We start from the raw sequence: 17,548 nt of genomic DNA, 5'->3' as shown, positions 1-17,548 counted from the left end.
AGGGTCTAGACTGAAAAGTAAGACACGAAAAAGAGACTAAGACAATGCCCAGCTTAACTTTCCGCTTTACCACCGAGTGTGAGCTGACCCTGAATGGTGCTTCCTATGAAGAAGCCTACCTCAAATTCAAGGAGCTCTATCAAGCCAATAACGCCATCGTTGCCACCCCCACCCTGAAAGTCTATCCACCGGAAAGCAGTACCATCTACTTTGAAGTTGATGAACAGGATACGTTCAGTCAAATGGATGGGATCAAAGGTGACTTCCAGCAGGACATTCTGGCCAACTTGCCGCCTAACTGGATTGCCCGGATTGAATCCCGGAATGCCGTCAAACACTGACCGGCTAAAGAGGTAACCCATGAACGTCTGTTTTAACTCACTGGAATTAAAGGTGCCCCCGGTTACTGCAGACCGGTTACTGGCAAAAGGGTTTGAAAACTGTGATTACGACGACTGGGGGTTCAGCCCCCAGTTGTTCAGCTTCAAGGCATTCGTCGGCAATATCACCGATGAAGTAACCCGACTCGAACTGGAAACCATCTGGACCAACTGGATCAACCGGGACAAACAGGGCAACGGCAACGATCAAACCCTGACCATTGAGTTTGAGAGTGAAGACGTGCCCCCGGTAGCCGTTATCAACGCCATGATCGAATGGCTTAAGGCTGAGCAGCTGGATTTTGATCTGAACTACCGTTATCGACTGGAAAATGAAAACTGGCAGGGCCAACTGCAAGCCAACCATCATCATTGATAACCCAAACAACACATTCTTTGTGAACACATTCACTTTCTGAAAAGCCACATACCCAGATTTGGCGCGTTGCTAATTTAACGGCCGTTACTAACCCACTGATACTGACTTCAGGAGTCACCCCAATGAATAAAATGCTCGTCGCCGTATTTGACAATGAAACCGACAGTTTTGCCGGTTTAACCAGCCTTAAAGCCCTGCATCGCGATGGTGATATTACCCTCTACGCAACGGCAGTGATCGAAAAATCCAATGACGAGAGCGTCAACATCAAACAGGCGACCTCGGAAAATGGCGCCGCCACCGCCACCGGCTTGTTGACAGGCTCACTGATCGGACTGCTGGCTGGCCCTGCGGGTGTTCTGGTGGGCGCCTCCATTGGCACTCTCACGGGCATGCTGGTTGATCTTCGCGAAGCAGGTATCGATGTTGAGTTCATCGATGAGGTTTCCGGCGCTTTGTCACCGGGTAAAGTCGCCATCGTTGCTGATATTGATGAGTCCTGGACGGTACCCGTCGACACTCGTCTGGCCGAGCAGGGAGCGACCCTGTTTCGCCGGCTGCGCTCGGAAGTTGCCGAAGATCAACTCAACCGTGAGATGGAGGCAACGGTAGCCGAACTGGAAGCACTGGAAGATGAAATGGCTTCCGCCTCTGATTCCGCCAAACAGGCCATCAACCAGCGCAAAGATACCCTGAACAAGAAAATGCAAGCCACGCGCGATGCCGCCCAACAAAAATACGACGATTTGAAAGCCGACACCGATGCCCGTGTGGCCGCACTGGAAACACAAATCAGCGAAGCCAAGGACAGCAAACGCAAGAAACTCGAAAAGCGCAAAGCCAAGCTTGAAGCCGAAGCTGAAATCCGAATGGCAAAACTGAAAAATCTGCTTAACAGCTAAGCCCATTCACCTGAGTCCGGCCTGTGTTACAGGCCACTCAGGTAGCTTGTCACCGGTTTACCAAACCAGCGCTTGAACGCCCGCCTGAAATTGGCCTCATCACCATACCCCATCAATGCCGCCGTTGCCTCGATGGTCAACCCCCCTTGCTGCAGGTAGTTGAGAGCCTGTTGTTTCAGCCAGTCATCCAGCACCTCCTGAAAGCTGGTGCCCTCCTGTTTTAAACGGCGATTGAGGGTTCTCGGTGAAAAATGCAACGCATCGGTTACCGTGGTCATGGTACAGATGCGACCGGCTTGCTGGGTAAATACAGCCACCACCGAGTCTTTACAACTTCCGGTCTTCTGCAACAGGAAATACAGTTTTTGCAATCGTTCCAGAGCCGCGGAGAAAGCCTCGGGGTTGGAGTCTGGCAGGGTTTTATCCAGATCCCTTTTGGGAATAACAAATGCCGTAACATCACTGTCCCACTCAATTGGGCAACTCAGCAGGCTCACGTAGAGCTGGCTGTTATCGGGCTTTTGGCGATCCATTTTCAATGTAATGTTACTCACGACCGAACGCAGACTTTTCATGCTGCCCGAGGTAAATGCGGCACATACCAGATCAATGGCCATATCCCTTTGATCCTGCAAGGTGTCATCCATCTCAACGATCAGCTCCAGGTAATCGCCGCGGTCGCGCATGCTCAACCCGCCGTGAGGGTTTCTGACTTTGACAAAATTGGCAAACACCTCAAGCGACGCCCTCAATGTCGGAGCAGTTATCGAGGCAATACCCAGATCACCATGGGTGGTAATGGGTAAATTCATGCCCGCTCGCAGAGCAATCGCAGGGTCTCCTGAAACCTCGAAGGCATTTTTCAACAACCGCCGGTATTGCTCACCATTCATTCCCAGGCTTTGACGACCGTCACTTGAATCATCAATACCGGTCCCACGCAATACAGCCTTAACTTCAGAGGCATCTCGACCAGCAGCCCGGCTTATCACCCGGGCATAGATAACCGGAATCAGCGGCTGACCAATATTCATAAACCACCCTCAAAAGGCAATATATGACCTTATTTTGTCATTATATGACCTTATGGGCCAGTCCCTATGCCGACAAAATGGTCACAGGCTTCAACAATGACAACAAATAAAACCCAATAAGCGGATGCGACTGATGACGAACGAAACACAAATAAAGCGAAACCCCAGAGTTGCCATCATCGGTGCCGGCATGACTGGAATCCTGATGGCCATCAAGCTGCAGGAAGCCGGTATCCGGCAAGTAACCATTTTCGAAAAGAAAGACAAGATTGGGGGTACCTGGCGTGAAAACACCTACCCCGGCGTTGCCTGTGATGTGCCGGCTCATATGTACACCTACTCGTTTGAACCCAACCCCGAGTGGAGCAACCGCTTTGCCTACGGCCATGAAATCTTCGATTACTTTCAACGGGTATCGGACAAATACGGCATCACCAATACCATCAATTACAACGAAGAAGTCACCGAATCTGTTTACGATAACGGCTGTTGGCATCTGCAAACCAGCAAGGGGCAAATGCTGACTGTCGACTTTGTGTTCAACTGCACCGGCATCTTACACAAACCGGCATTTCCGGACATAAAGGGGATCAACAGCTTTAAGGGCGACATGTTCCACACAGCCCAATGGGATCACTCGGTGGAACTCAAAGGCAAACGCATCGGCATCATTGGTACCGGGTCCACTGCCACGCAAGTGATCCCGCGCCTGATCAACACCGAGGGTACAGAAGTATCGGTGTTTCAACGCACGCCGCAGTGGATCATCCCCTTCCCGCAAAAAGATTACAGCGACAAGGATAAACAGCGAGTCAGAAACAATCCCATGCTTGCGCCGTTGTTGCATAAATTTTACAGCAAGGGTTTCCGGGAGCTGTTCAGTAAACTGGTCACCGGCAGTAAAGCCCAGCAAGCCATGATTTCCCGATTGGCCAAGTGGAATCTCAAGCGCAGCATCAAAGACAAGACATTGCGGCAAAAGCTCACACCAGAGTATCAGGTGGGTTGCAAACGCCTGATCATCAACAACGACTTCTACCCGGCCATTCAGAAAGACAACGCCCATTTGGTGACGGAGTCTATCGATCAAATCACCGCCAAGGGTATTCAAACCAAAGACGGCAAGCTCCATGAACTGGATATCCTGGTACTTTCTACCGGATTTGATCCCTTTGCCTTTATGCGCCCCATGAATCTGATCGGCAGGGACGGTCTGGATATCAATCAGGTTTGGCAAAACAAAGCCGTGTCCTACAAATCCATCCTGCTACCGGGTTTTCCCAACTTTTTCCTGATGCTGGGACCCAATACCCCGATTGGCAATAACTCGGTGATCAGTATGAGTGAAACTCAGGCCGACTATGCCATGCAATTGATTGAAGACTGGCGTCACCAGCAATTCGATGCGGTTGAGCCTACTGAGGAAGCCGTAAAAGCGTTTATGGCCTATATCAAGAAAGGCATGCCCAATACTGTCTGGGTAACCGGTTGTAACAGCTGGTATCTGGATGCCGATGGCGATGCGGCCTCCTGGCCCTACAGTTGGGAGCAATGGATCACCGATATGAAAACGCCGGACTATGCCGACCTGCAACAGCACCGCGTTAAACCAGAGCCTGCCATTAGTGCGGCCTGAACAGGACAAGGGCTAACACAGGACAAGGGCTAAGACAGGCCAAAGACTGTAAACCATCAATAATAAGAGAGACCCATGGATAACTTTGCAAACGTTGAAAACAAGGTGGCACTGGTCACCGGAGCCGCCACCGGGATCGGCCGCGCCTGCGCCGAATTGCTTTGCGCCGGAGGTGCTCGGGTGCTGCTGACCGATATGGACACCGCCACCCTGGCTCAAACCACTGGTGAACTGAAAGCCAAAGACTATCAGGTAGCTCAGGCCCCACAGAATGTCATCGATGAAGATCGCTGGTCAGAGATTATTGATGAGTGCATCAACCAATTCGGGCGCCTCGACATATTGGTCAATAACGCCGGTATTTATGTTGGCGGCCTGTGCATCAACAATTGCTTGGAAGAGGTACGCCGGGTGCAGGAGATCAATGTCGACTCCATCTTTCTCGGTACCCGGGCTGCAGCCAAGGTCATGCAACCGGGCAGCTCCATCATTAATATTTCCTCAGCCGCGGGCATGATGGGCATTCCCGGGCACTCCGCTTACGGTGCCTCCAAAGGTGCGGTGCGTCTCTACACCAAACACACCGCCGTCGAATTTGCCCGCATGGGCACAGGCATTCGCGTGAACTCGGTGCACCCGGGCGTGATTGCCACCGCCATGGGAGAAAAGGTCTATCAGGATTTCGTGGATTGCGGCATGGCCGCCAGTATCGAAGAGGCTCAGCAAAAAGTTAAGGAGCTCACGCCATTGGGTCGTGAGGGTCGGGTGGATGAGGTTGCCAACGTGGTGCGGTTTCTTGCCTCCGATGCCAGCAGCTATTGCACCGGTGCCGAATTTGTCGTCGACGGTGGCACCTGCGCTTAGATAATCAAAACAAACAACACAACAACACAACAAACAATCTGAGAGAAACCATCATGCGATTAGAAAATAAAGTAGCCCTGATCACCGGTGCCGGTTCCGGCATTGGCGAGGCCATCTGTCACCGCTTTGCAGCCGAAGGGGCCACCGTTATAGCCACCGACATCAACTTTGAGGGCGCCAGCCGTGTTGCAGAGAGCGTCAAGGCCGAGGGTGGCAAGGCCATCGCCCTGCAACAGGATGTCACCAGCGAAAGTCAGTGGCAGGCGATACTGGAAACCGTCATCGCAGATCACGGCAAGCTCAACATTCTGATCAACAACGCCGGCATTGTAATCCCGGGCAACGTCGAAGAATGCAGCCTGTCCGATTGGCAAAAGACCAACCTGGTCAACTCCGACGCCGTGTTTATGGGGACCCGCGAGGCCATCAAGGTAATGAAAGACCGCGAGCCCGGCTCCATCATCAATATTTCATCCATTGAGGGCATCATCGGTGAACCCATCGCCGCGGCCTACAACGCGAGTAAGGGCGCGGTGCGATTGTTCACCAAATCCGCCGCGCTGCACTGCGCCACCAGTGGCCTCAGCATTCGCGTTAATTCGGTCCATCCGGGCTTTATTGAAACCCCTCTGGTGGCCAATGCCTTCGCCGATATGGACGCCGCCACCGCTACCGCCGCCGAGGAACGGATTCTTAACAGCATCCCCATGGGCAGCATGGGTCAACCGGTCGACATCGCCAACGGCTGCCTGTTTCTGGCATCCGACGAGTCCCGTTACATGACGGGAGCCGAGCTGATTATGGATGGCGGTTATACCGCCCGATAAGTTTCACCTAAGCGGCTAGCGGGGCCTGACATCGTTCAGGCCCCAATCGTAATCCAGAAACTCTATGTTGATATCCCCACTGACCAGCGCCTGGCGCTGAACTTCAGACAATCCCAGCGCATCACCATACAGTGCCAGAAATTCGGCCAGACTCTGACTGCCCCGCCAGCCCTCGGCAAAGTCCTGTTGGTACCAGTCAAAAATTTTGGAGACCTGCAGCTCACCGTCGCGAAAGCGATTGCGGCTGGCGTCCTTCAAAAAATTCTGAGTGGCCTGCTCCAGCTGCTGATCCAGTTTGTGGCCCTCAAAGGCTTCCGCCAATAACGCCGGGCAGCCAATGCTGGCACAATTCACGGCAAAGTGAATACGGGGTTCGTTGTAACGATCCGAACCACGAATCAGGCCGTGTTCAATATCGTCCAGCGAGCGGCGCTGCCCCAACAGAGGGATAAACTCGCGGCGCCAGGGGGAACTGAACCAACTGCCGATATCCTTGATGGAATCCAGATGCGGGTAGCGACTGAGAATCAGCTCTACCGTCCAGGCATTGTAGGCATTGATCAGAAAAGCCAGCTGCACGGGCCTGTCCCACTGGTCAAATTCTGGCACCGCAACCTGTTCCAACTGCTTGAGATAGCGTCTTAATAGCGGACGCTCTTTGGCTATCGCCTGATAATCGACCTGCGAAGCCCTGCCGTCATCCAGTACCACCACATGCCGGTTTACTATTTCGTGCCACACTCGGTGATCAAAATCGGCCACGGCTACCTGACTGCAGAGCAGACAAACAACACACCAACCCAGTAAACCGACTATTCTCCCTCGCATTGGTACCTCTCCTGTGATGATCTCTGGTAAGACGGACAACCCGATGATATTTGATTTTTAGCAGTATTTGTTCTGTGGCAGCATTTGATCTGAGGCAGCATTTGATCTGTAGCAACTGCAGCCCTATTTTTAAAGACAATCGGTTGTCGCTTGTTTCAACTCTCTACAAGTCCCGGTGCAGCCATTCTATTATTGGGAAAAGCATAGATCAGGATGACATTATGGCAGCGAAAATGACTGTCCAACAGGCGCTGCAAAGCATTTCCCGACAGCATTTTGTCGAGCTCAACCAGCACACCCGGGTTCAGGGTCACAGTATTCCGCCCCAGAATCGGGTTGAACAGATTCTCAATTCCCTGCATCTGAAACCCTCCGACCGGGTACTGCAGATAGGCACCGGTGCCGGTTACCTCACAGCCCTGATCAGTCGCATGGTCGACCAGATCATCACCATAGAGCAGAGCCAGATTCTGGCAGATGCCGCACAGAAACGCTTTGCCAAACTGAAACTGGAAAACATCTGCTTACTGCACGGCGATGGCAGTCAGGGTGCCGCCGACAAGGGTCCCTTCGAGATCATTCTGGTGGCATCGCCCAAGGTCACCGAACGTCAGCTGCTGTTGTCGCAACTGAGCGCCAAAGGGCGGCTGATTGCCGTTGAAGAAGATGAATATCTGACACCGATTCTGGTCGAATACCAAACCGGTGCCAGCGGTAATACCCGGCGCACTGAGCTTGGACCACTGGAGCAGAATTTCGACACCGGCGCGATTATGCTTGATCTGGGGGTGCTCAACGAAACCCTGCTGCAACAAGCCAGACAGCGTGCACGCAAGGAAAACAAACCACTGATCGAAGTCCTGCGCAAACTGGTGGATATCGAAGAAATTGATCTCTACCGTGCTCTGGCAACGCAATCGGAGATGGCCTTCAAAGATCTTGAAGACCTGATCCCGGTGGCCGACCCCGGATTTTTTGGCAGCTTTTCCCGCAGTTTTCTCGACACCCTGCATCTGATTCCACTGAGCAAAACCGACAAAACCATGCTGGTGGCCACCTTCGACCCGGAAGCCGACACCACCAACCTGCAACCGCTCTACTCCAACCTGAAAATCAACAAGGTACTGGTCACACCAACCGATTTTCGCCGTCTTTGGTCAATGCTGGAGATCTGCCTGCAGGGAGAATTAAAACAACTCAAAAGCTTTAAGCAGGAACAGAAAAACAGCGAGCAGGATCTGCTCAACAAACAGAAATCCGAAGTGGAAGCCCACCTGATTGCCCTGCTCGACGCCCTGTTACTGGATGCCGTCAGTGAAAGAGCCAGTGACATCCATCTGGAACAATACAATCAGCGGGTTCGCATTCGCTTCCGCATTGATGGTGAACTGCGCGATATCAGCCATTATCAGCTATCGCCACAGGAAGCTCGCGGACTGGTCAATGTCATCAAGATTCGGGCCGAATTGAATATTGCCGAAAAACGCCTGCCTCAGGGTGGCCGCTCCCACATGCAGGTGGGCCATGTCAGCTACGATCTGCGGGTACAGGTGCAACCCTCACTGCACGGCGAAGATGTGGTGATTCGTCTGCTACCACAGAACGAACAACTGATCGGCATTGAAGAACTGGGGCTGTCGCCACGCATCGCCAAAAGTTACCAGCGCTTGCTGGACAATCCCGCCGGTCTGATTCTGGTGGTAGGTCCAACCGGTTCGGGAAAATCCACCACCCTCTACGCCGGTCTGCAATTACTGGCCAATGATGGCCGCCGCAAGGTCATCACGGCCGAAGACCCGGTGGAATACTCCATTAACAACATTCAGCAAACGCAGATACGACCGGAAATCGACTTCCATTTTTCCGACGCCATGCGCTCATTTGTGCGACAGGATCCCGATGTGATTCTGGTCGGCGAGATTCGCGATCACGAAACCGCCGAGGAAGCCCTGCGTGCCTCTCAAACCGGTCATGTGGTGCTGTCCACCTTGCATTGCAACGACGCGACCGATGCACTGCAGCGCCTGTATGACCTGCACGTTCATCCCAACTCCATTGCCAGCGAATTGCTGGCAGTCATAGCGCAACGTCTGGCCAAACGTATCTGCCCCCAGTGCCGACAGCAGGTCGAACCGGACCCCGCCATTATCGCTGAACTCTTCCCTCTGGGAGTTCCGGACAACTTCAAATGTTTCGAGGGTATGGGCTGTAACCACTGCGATCAACGGGGCACCAAGGGGCGGATCGGTGTGGTTGAATACATGCAGGTCAACACCGATATCCGCAACGCCATTTCACAACAACAACCCATTCTGGAGTTGCGGGAAACGGCTCTGGATTCCGGTTTGTTAACCATGCGCGACAGCGCTCTGGATCATGTGATTCAGGGGGTAATACCCCTGTCCGAACTGCCTAGAATTCTGCCAGCCGAGCGCATGGCACCAGAGCAACGCGGCCACTTCGGGAGACAGGTAAAATGATGCAAAACAAACCACAACGCCCCTCGGCCGAGCAGATCTACAGCGAAGAATTACAGCGCCTGCGTGAGTGGGACAACCACCACCGCCCACCGGGCTGGCAACTGTCGCCACTGGCGGTAGAGAAATTTATTCTGGGTGACAGCAAGCTTCGTATCGAACGCAAGTTTGTTGCTCCCCGTGACGTGGTCAGCCGGATAGTGATTGGACTGGCAACCAATCGCGGGGCAATGCTGGTGGGCGAGCCTGGGACGGCCAAATCCTGGCTGTCGGAATTGCTCTGTGCCGCCATTTCTAACCAGTCAACCCTGACGATTCAAGGCGGTGCGATTGAGCAGGTGAACCAACTGCTCTACAGCTGGAACAGCCACCTATTAAAAACCCAGGGCCCCTCGCGACAGGCACTCTGCCCGGGCCCCATTTATCAGGGTATGCAGCAGGGCAAGTTGGTGCGATTTGAGGAGATTGCGCGCTGTACCCCCGCGCTGCAGGACGCCATCCTGTCCATTCTGTCCGAACGGATGATTCTGATTCCAGAACTTCACGGAGACGACGGCATAATCTATGCCCGCGAAGGTTTCAATATTGTCGCCACCTCCAACAGTCTCGACGAAGGTGTCAATGTCATGAGTGCCGCCCTGAAAAGGCGTCTGAATTTTGAAACCATTCGGCCAATCACCAAGGTGGAAGATGAAATCGGGGTGATCTACCGCGAAGCCCACAAACTGTTACAGCAATCGGGCGTAGCGGTAGAACCGGATATCCGCATCATTGAGGTGCTGGCGACCATTTTTCATGAATTGCGCAACGGCTGTTCGCTCAGCGGTCGCAGCACCGATCGACTGGCCTCCACCGTTATGTCCACCGCCGAAGCCGTCGCTGTGGCCCACGCGATGGGGGTTCACGCCTATTACTATCGCGACGGTGAAATGCGCGCCGATGATCTGGTGCACTTTCTGATCGGTGCGGCATTGAAAGACAATGAAGTGGATCGCCGACGCATGAAACACTACTTTGAGACCGAAGTAGCCGCCAAGCCTGGCCCCCACTGGCAAGCGGTTTATCAGGGCATAAAACTGCTGTAAATCCGCAAGCCGATCTGCGCGGTTTGAGCCCCCAGCGAGGTAAAGAGCCCTCAGCGCGGCATAAGAATCACGCCCCCAAGCTGTTCCAATGGCATCGGCCGGCCAATGTGATACCCCTGAACATAATCGATGCCAAGTTCCAGTAACGTTTCCACAATATCCGGACTCTCGACGAACTCGGCGATGGTTTTCAGGCCCATTTCATGGCCGATGGTATTGATCGACTGCACCATCACCTGATCCACCTTGTTGCTGACAATATCCTTGATAAACGCGCCATCAATTTTCAGATAATCCACGGGCAGATTTTTCAGATAACCGAAAGACGACAGGCCACTGCCAAAATCGTCCAGCGAGAAACGACAACCCAGCCCTTTCAGGGCCCGGATAAATTTCTGAGCAGCATCGAGATTGGCAATGGCCGCCGTCTCGGTGATTTCAAAGCAGATATTGTGATGCGGCACCTGATAGCGCTTAAATGCTTCCATAATGGCTTTCAGACAGGACTCGTCACCCAGTGACGCGCCCGACAGATTGATGGCGCAAACCTGAATGCTTTCGGGTTGTTTACGCAACATATCCCCAGCCCAGGCCAGTGCATTTTTAACCACCCAAAGATCTATTTCCTGAATCTGGTTATAGCGCTCCGCCGCCGGAATAAACGCACCGGGAGGAATCACACTGCCATCATCATCGATCATGCGCACAAACATTTCATAGTGGCCACTTTGTGCTGATATTTCACCAATCGGGGCAATCGGCTGGTAGTACAAACGCAGCTTGTCGTTATCCAGAGCCTCACGAATTTTCGAAACCCAGTGCATTTGCCCCTGACGCTCGGCCAGTTCGGCATCGTCACTCTGATACAGATGCACCCGATTGCGCCCCAAATCCTTGGCGGCATAACAGGCCGAGTCGGCCAGACTCAGTAACTTTTCAAGACTGGGGGAATCTTTACTCAATGGCACCAGACCGATACTGACACCAATCGCAAATTGCTTGCCATCCCAGGAAAACCGGTAGTCCTGAATGGCCGAGCGAACCTTTTCAGCAATCTCTACGCCCTTGTTCGGCGGACAATTGCGCAACAACACCCCGAACTCATCGCCGCCGAGCCGTGCAATGGTGTCACCTGATCGCAGCTGTTCCTTGATCAAGGTCGAAATCTGGCGCAACAACTCATCACCGGCCACATGCCCGCAAGTATCGTTGACCAATTTGAACTGATCCAGATCCATATAGCCGAGGATGTGCTCATGGTTTTCCAGTGAGGCCTGTTCCAGCAATTGATTGGCCATGGAGTCAAAACCGATGCGGTTGAGCATCCCGGTTAACGCATCGTGGGTAGCCTGATGCACCAACTGATTCTGCATATCCCGGGTGTGGGTGACATCGTGAAAAACCGCCACACAGCCAATGATATTGTCCTGTGGCCCACGGATGGGAGCCAGCGTGTGGTTGACGGCGAACTCCCGCTGGTCGCGACTGACCAACGTAACACCCTGAGAATCAAAAGATTGGGCCATTCCCAACAGGGCCCGTTTCAGAAAGCGGTTACTGTCATTGAAACTGCCCTCTTTAATCCGATAAACCTCACTGAAATGCCGGTCGCAAGCTTCCTGAAACGACCACCCGGTGATGGTTTCTGCCGCGTGATTGAGAAACACCACCCGCCCCTCTTCGTCGGTAGTAATCACACCATCGGCAATCGAACCCAGAGTCACCAGCGCACGTTCTTTCTCATGGTAGAGCTGCTCTTCCATCTGTCGCTTTTCGTGGACATCGCGAAATACCGCGGTGTATTGCGCTCGGCCGTTATTGCGCCCTTCGGTAACCGTCACTTCCATATGGAAAGGGTCCTGATCTTCGCGGTTACCCAACACCTCCCGGGTTTGATTCAGAGGCAACTCTTCAAGCAACTGCGAACCATTGACACTGCCTCGGTAGCGCTCCTGATGAAACAGCGCCTGAACCGGCTGGCCTATGGCTTCGGTAGCACTCAGGCCAAACACCTTTTCGGCAGCGGGGTTAAAACTGGTGAGTAATCCTTCGGTACCAAAAGTGACAATGCCATCGCGAATGTCGCGAACGATGGTGCGCGTTTGCTTAACCGCATCGGCCAGGGCATCCATGGCCTTATTGTAATTCTGGGCAATCTGGCCCACTTCGGTAAACGGCTCTACCGGCACACGAACACTGAGGTCGGCGGAGTGTTGCTGGGCGTCCATGGCGGTTATCAGGTCCACCAGATCATTGCGGGCACCGTGCTCTGACATATTCAAACCGTCTATTTCCGCTTTGACCGAAATGCGTAGCGGCTTGATCCGGTTGATAATAAAGATGCATACGAAAGCCACCAGCAAGGACCACAGAGCAATGGCGACCACCCCGCTCAACTGGGCCAGTAACTGCCCTTTAAAATCCAGTCCGGTGGCCAGAATCAAGGGGTCGCCAAACAGGGCCACAGCCAGAGTTCCCCAGATGCCAGCACCCAGATGCACCGGAATGGCGCCGACCGCGTCATCCAGCCTCAGGCGGAACATCCAATGATCCAAAACAATCATCACCAGCCCGCCCACGGCACCAATCACAACAGCCTCCATGGCTGTCACCGCATGACAGGAAGCCGTAATTGCCACCAACCCGGCCAGACAGCCGTTAAAAGGAACCATCAATTTATCGATGATCAACCGGGGAAACACTTTGGGTGAAACATAACCCACCAAACTTCCGGTCACCCCGGAGAGAATGGTATTGGCAATGATTCCGGGAACGTCCAGATTCAATTCAAGAGTGCTGCCACCATTGAATCCGATCCAACCGAGAACAAAGAACAACACACCGAGAAAAGCCAATGGCATGTTGTGTCCTGATATCGCATTGATCTGGCCATTGTTGAAACGTCCCTGACGCGGGCCAACAAACCACACGGCTACCAGTGCGACCCAGCCGCCCACACTGTGCACAACGGTAGAACCGGCAAAATCCACAAAACCGATTCGAGCCAACCAGCCCTGCCCTTCAGAGACCAAACCCGCCCAGGCCCAATGTCCCGCCACCGGATAAACAAGCACGACAATCAAAAACGTCAGTATCAGATAACCGTTAAAGCGCACTCGCTCGGCAATTGAGCCCGACACAATGGTTGCAGCGGTGGCACAAAACATGGCCTGAAACAGGAAGAAACTGGCTTCCCAGGGATCACCCTGCCCAACATCCGGTGCAAAGCCGGAGAGTCCGACCATCCCCTTCCAGCTGTCACCGAACATCAAGCCATAGCCCACCAGCCAGAAGAAAAAGATTGCCACCACAAAGTCCGCGGCATTTTTCATGGCAACATTGATGGCATTTTTGGAGCGGGTAACGCCGGATTCAAGGCACAGGAAACCGGCCTGCATCAACAGCACAAATGCGCCACACAAAGTCAGCCACAAAATGTTAATCAGATCGGGAGCCATACAACCTCAATAATCATTCATCAGTCACGAACTGCTGCAATAAACCAGCCAAAATCTTGGATTCCACGCCATATCCACGATCTGAGAATCTTATTGAAAACGATCGCACACCAAATTGGTGCGGTAATAAATTAAAACTGAGGTAACGCCACAAAAAGGGGCAAAAGCCTGTCGTATCAAACCCCTAAGTATTTTTCACATTCAGCCGATGCAGTGCTTATAATGATGCGCTTTTACCAAAGCGGATTTTGATAAGCTCAGGACAGGCACATGGCCCTATTTCCCAAGAAAAAAAACGAACCCAGTAAACCCGCCACACCTCTGGGTACCCGGGTAGACGCCTACAAGCGCCTGCTGGACTGCTTCAAAATAGGCAATCGCCTGCGCTTTCACCCGGAATTTGAAGACGACACCGTGCTGGAAGCCCTGATTATCGGCTACTACGTTGAAGGCCAGTTTATCTATCAACAAAAGCACATCGACATCAATGTGATTGAAGGCATACCCAGCCTTACCATCAAGACCCCTCAGGGCACCCAGTCCTATTCCCGCGTGAGCGAGTTCTATCTGGTGGTCCCCAGAGATGTGGGCCTTGAAGAAAAGCTCGATTACGATTCTCGCGCCACCCTGGGCAACACTGGCCCATTTAAAAAAGGAGCGGCACTGAAGCTGATGTCGTTTCAACCGGGTCGTGACAACCTCTCCTGTGAAGCCATGGTGCATCGCAACATCAAAATGGAAAGTGGCCCACACACTGGCCTGACCGTAGTGCAGCTCAAACCCTCTCTGGGCACTGTTCAGGAATATGAGCCCCGTAGTGAAACCCGGGTCAACACCCATTTGCCGGCGCACTTTCACCTCAATGGCGGCAATGACTTTCTGCGTTGCTACATTCTCGACTATTCCGAAAGCGCCATGCGCGTTGGCCTGATTGATGAAGACAACAGCTGGCCGGAGATGGGCAAAAAAGACATGGGCATCTTCTGCCTGAAACTCTCCAAAGACAGCCCGATTACCAAGCTGCAGTGCGACTGTGTCGACCAGCGGGGCAAAGAACGCATCTTCAAAGTCACCAAGATCAACCGTCAGGGACAGTTTGTGCCCTTTACCCGGCTCGACTCTCTGGAGTTCAAAGTCAATCTGATGAATCTGTTCGGTGAATGAGTCCGGTCATCACTGGACTGCGTATATTTTGCCGAAAGGTCATAAAAACCCGGTCATCCACTGGCGCTGCCGGTCTCACCATCTATAGTTAACGGAAGTTATCCTAGACGGCTTTTGCTCCCAAAAAGAACACAGGCTCTAGCCCCCACTGATTTTCAAGGATGATATGAACGCGCCAGCTTACATAGATCAACGCTACCGTGACGCCACCGACTGCTCGAGTAAAGCTCTGGAGAGAATGGCCCAGTTAAAGATCTTGCCCACCCCGGAAAATTACACTCTGTGGTTTCACTTTGAAAGCGGCTCCAACCCCAGACTCTGCGATCGCCTCAAGCAATTACTGCAAGACCAAACCAGTTTTACCAATGAGCTCAACAGCCAGCTGTATAAAGAGTTTTTTGAACAGGATCAGCCGGCCATCAACCTGTCTTCCAACGACGCCGTTGTCAATATTGCCGGACAGATCCGATCCGAGGCCGAGCACATTGGCAATAACATCACGGATTACGGCAACCTGCTCAATCTGTCAGCCAACCAATTACAGAACAACCCAGGCATCACCGCGGTGCAGCAACTGGCCACCCAACTGATCAGAGACACTCAGAAGGTACGCGAAGAGCACGAGGCCTCTACCCAAGCATTGAAAACCATGTCCGGTGAAATCGAGCGCCTGACTCAGGAACTGCGCGAAGCCTCGGAAATCGCCAATACCGACGCCCTAACCGGCATTGCCAATCGCCGTCGGTTTGAAAATTACTACCGCGACGAATTTACTCTGGCCGAAGCAGGACAGCCCCTGACTTGCCTGCTGATTGATATTGACCACTTTAAAAAGGTCAACGATACCTATGGCCACCCGGTTGGTGATCTGGTGATTCGTTTTACCGCCAACCTGCTGCGACGAGCTGTGGGCGACGAAGGCATGGTGGCGCGCTATGGCGGAGAAGAATTTGTGGTACTGCTGCCCAAACAGGGGCAACTGTTTGGTGAAAATCTGGCGGAAAGTATCCGTAAAGCCATCAGCAAGCAGGAACTCAAGTCTGCCGAGCACAAGGTCTCCATTGGCCAAATCACCATCTCTGTGGGGGTCAGTACCTATAAGGATGGCGACTCCATGGAGGGACTCATCGAGCGAACTGATTCCTACCTCTACAAGGCCAAGGAGGCAGGCAGAAACCGCGTAGTTTCAGACTCCAATGCGGCACCGCCGGCCTGGAACTTCACCTAGGACGGCTGTAACGAACTCATTCAAACGGTAAAAAGGATTTTTACTATGATGCTCAAACACCAGCGCACCCTGTTGGTCATTGACGATGACCCCATGGTTCACTTTCTGGTTGAGGAAGGACTCTCCTCTCAGGTAGATATCAGACTCACCGAAACCGGTGAAGCGGGTATCGATGCCGCCATCAAACACAAGCCGGATCTTATTCTGCTGGATGTTTCGCTGCCCGATGGCAGCGGCTTTGATGTCTGTCAGAAGTTGAAAAACGACCCAGATCTGGCAGAGACCCCCATTATCTTTGTCTCCAGCAACACCGATGAGGCATCCCACATCAAAGGCTTTACTCTGGGTGCCTCAGATTATGTCGACAAGCCCTTCTCACCCGATGAAGTCCGAGCCAGAATCGAACAGATTTTCAGCTTTATGGATCAGCGCGATGACATGGCTCTGCAGATAGGAGAAGCCACCAGCGCGGCGTTTACCGCCATGCGCGGTTCCAGCGAGTTGGGGCTGGCAGTACAGTTTATTGAGGCGATTCACAGCATTTCAGATCTGCAAATGCTCGCCACTACGTTTTTTGGCGTCACCAACAGTCTGGATATTCGCTGCAGTCTGTTACTGGAGGACAACGAATCCCGCCACTTTTTCAAAAGCGATGGCATGGTTTCGCCGCTTGAGAAACAGATTATGCAGGTGGTGCACGATCGTCAGGAACGATTCACCGATTTTGAAAACCGCACCATCATCACCTACCCCAAAGCGTCTCTGCTGGTAAAGAATATGCCCCGGGATGATGCCGACCGCTATGGCCATCTGAAAGACCTGTTGCCCTCCATGATGGGCAGCACCAATGCCCGAATGATTGCTATTGGCAATGAGAAGGCGATTACCGCCCTGACTCGGGAAACCAGAACCACTGTAGATCACGTCAAGGACACTCTGGGGGAAGTGGGTTTTGCTCTCGAACAGAATCAGACCGATGTGGTGGGCTTGCTCAAGGGATTACTGGAAGAATTCGAAGTCCGTATCCCTCGCATGGGGCTCGAAGACGATCAGGAGGCCTATCTGATCAATCGTCTGGATGCCACCATCAATGCCGCTCAGGATATTATCGAATCGAGCCACAACACCAGCGCGTCTTTTCTGGCCATCAATCGCTTGTTGCATCACATTTCTGCCCGGCAAAAACAGATACTCGACGGCATGGAAACCATGGCGCCACCAACGCCGACCGAGAACACCGAACCCTCCCAGACCGATGACGGCGTAGAGCTTTTTTAACGCGTCTG

Annotated in this window: 14 protein-coding genes; 11 read left to right on the top strand and 3 right to left on the bottom strand. The window is 52.9% G+C overall.

Annotated elements, in window-relative coordinates:
- The first annotated feature begins 44 nt into the window (after window positions 1–44).
- The 3 genes from ACPXV9_RS07805 (at window position 45) to ACPXV9_RS07795 (ending at window position 1,661) form a co-directional block, all read left to right on the top strand.
- Complete coding sequence (locus ACPXV9_RS07805) at window positions 45–341, top strand: hypothetical protein (protein WP_423895888.1); 297 nt, start codon at window positions 45–47, stop codon at window positions 339–341.
- Between the two features lie 19 nt (window positions 342–360).
- Window positions 361–756 (top strand): hypothetical protein, encoded by a 396-nt coding sequence (locus ACPXV9_RS07800; protein WP_423895887.1) that lies wholly within the window; start codon window positions 361–363, stop codon window positions 754–756.
- A 125-nt stretch (window positions 757–881) separates the two neighbouring features.
- A complete protein-coding gene (locus ACPXV9_RS07795) occupies window positions 882–1,661 on the top strand; it encodes a DUF1269 domain-containing protein (protein WP_423895886.1) in 780 nt (259 codons plus the stop codon).
- A gap of 26 nt (window positions 1,662–1,687) precedes the next feature.
- Here the strand turns inward: ACPXV9_RS07795 and ACPXV9_RS07790 are convergent, their stop codons facing one another.
- Window positions 1,688–2,695: an AraC family transcriptional regulator ligand-binding domain-containing protein gene (locus ACPXV9_RS07790; RefSeq protein WP_423895885.1), complete on the bottom strand. Its 1,008-nt coding sequence runs from the start codon at window positions 2,693–2,695 to the stop codon at window positions 1,688–1,690.
- Between the two features lie 133 nt (window positions 2,696–2,828).
- Here ACPXV9_RS07790 and ACPXV9_RS07785 point away from each other — a divergent pair, with 133 nt between their 5' ends.
- The 3 genes from ACPXV9_RS07785 to ACPXV9_RS07775 all read left to right on the top strand — a co-directional run bounded on the left by ACPXV9_RS07785 (window position 2,829) and on the right by ACPXV9_RS07775 (window position 6,022).
- Window positions 2,829–4,331, top strand: coding sequence for a flavin-containing monooxygenase (locus ACPXV9_RS07785; RefSeq protein WP_423895884.1), 1,503 nt, complete (start codon window positions 2,829–2,831; stop codon window positions 4,329–4,331).
- A gap of 75 nt (window positions 4,332–4,406) precedes the next feature.
- On the top strand, window positions 4,407–5,195 hold the full coding sequence (locus tag ACPXV9_RS07780; protein ID WP_423895883.1) for an SDR family NAD(P)-dependent oxidoreductase: 789 nt from the start codon (window positions 4,407–4,409) through the stop codon (window positions 5,193–5,195).
- Between the two features lie 53 nt (window positions 5,196–5,248).
- A complete protein-coding gene (locus ACPXV9_RS07775) occupies window positions 5,249–6,022 on the top strand; it encodes a glucose 1-dehydrogenase (protein ID WP_423895882.1) in 774 nt (257 codons plus the stop codon).
- A gap of 15 nt (window positions 6,023–6,037) precedes the next feature.
- Here the strand turns inward: ACPXV9_RS07775 and ACPXV9_RS07770 are convergent, their stop codons facing one another.
- The gene (locus ACPXV9_RS07770) at window positions 6,038–6,850 is read right to left on the bottom strand and encodes a DUF547 domain-containing protein (RefSeq protein WP_423895881.1); all 813 of its coding nucleotides are present in this window, start codon (window positions 6,848–6,850) and stop codon (window positions 6,038–6,040) included.
- A gap of 221 nt (window positions 6,851–7,071) precedes the next feature.
- On the opposite strand from ACPXV9_RS07770, the gene ACPXV9_RS07765 reads away from it, so the two are divergent.
- Both ACPXV9_RS07765 and ACPXV9_RS07760 read left to right on the top strand, forming a co-directional pair.
- The gene (locus tag ACPXV9_RS07765; RefSeq protein WP_423895880.1) at window positions 7,072–9,330 is read left to right on the top strand and encodes an ATPase, T2SS/T4P/T4SS family; all 2,259 of its coding nucleotides are present in this window, start codon (window positions 7,072–7,074) and stop codon (window positions 9,328–9,330) included.
- Window positions 9,327–10,412, top strand: coding sequence for an ATP-binding protein (locus tag ACPXV9_RS07760; RefSeq protein WP_423895879.1), 1,086 nt, complete (start codon window positions 9,327–9,329; stop codon window positions 10,410–10,412). The genes ACPXV9_RS07765 and ACPXV9_RS07760 overlap by 4 nt, the downstream gene beginning before the upstream one ends.
- Window positions 10,413–10,462: 50 nt before the next feature.
- Here the strand turns inward: ACPXV9_RS07760 and amt are convergent, their stop codons facing one another.
- Window positions 10,463–13,870: an ammonium transporter gene (gene amt / locus ACPXV9_RS07755; RefSeq protein WP_423895878.1), complete on the bottom strand. Its 3,408-nt coding sequence runs from the start codon at window positions 13,868–13,870 to the stop codon at window positions 10,463–10,465.
- Between the two features lie 270 nt (window positions 13,871–14,140).
- On the opposite strand from amt, the gene ACPXV9_RS07750 reads away from it, so the two are divergent.
- The 3 genes from ACPXV9_RS07750 to ACPXV9_RS07740 all read left to right on the top strand — a co-directional run bounded on the left by ACPXV9_RS07750 (window position 14,141) and on the right by ACPXV9_RS07740 (window position 17,540).
- Entirely contained in the window at window positions 14,141–15,034 is an 894-nt protein-coding gene (locus ACPXV9_RS07750; RefSeq protein WP_423895877.1) for a hypothetical protein, read from the top strand.
- Window positions 15,035–15,200: 166 nt separating this feature from the next.
- Window positions 15,201–16,262, top strand: a complete 1,062-nt coding sequence (locus ACPXV9_RS07745) for a GGDEF domain-containing protein (protein ID WP_423895876.1) — start codon at window positions 15,201–15,203, stop codon at window positions 16,260–16,262.
- A gap of 45 nt (window positions 16,263–16,307) precedes the next feature.
- Window positions 16,308–17,540, top strand: coding sequence for a response regulator (locus ACPXV9_RS07740; RefSeq protein WP_423895875.1), 1,233 nt, complete (start codon window positions 16,308–16,310; stop codon window positions 17,538–17,540).
- Window positions 17,541–17,548: the final 8 nt, after the last annotated feature.

This window comes from Candidatus Pelagadaptatus aseana, assembly GCF_040362265.1.
GTDB classification, from domain to species: Bacteria; Pseudomonadota; Gammaproteobacteria; order Pseudomonadales; family Cellvibrionaceae; genus Pelagadaptatus; species Pelagadaptatus aseana.
This window is presented reverse-complemented; position numbering and strand designations above follow the sequence as displayed.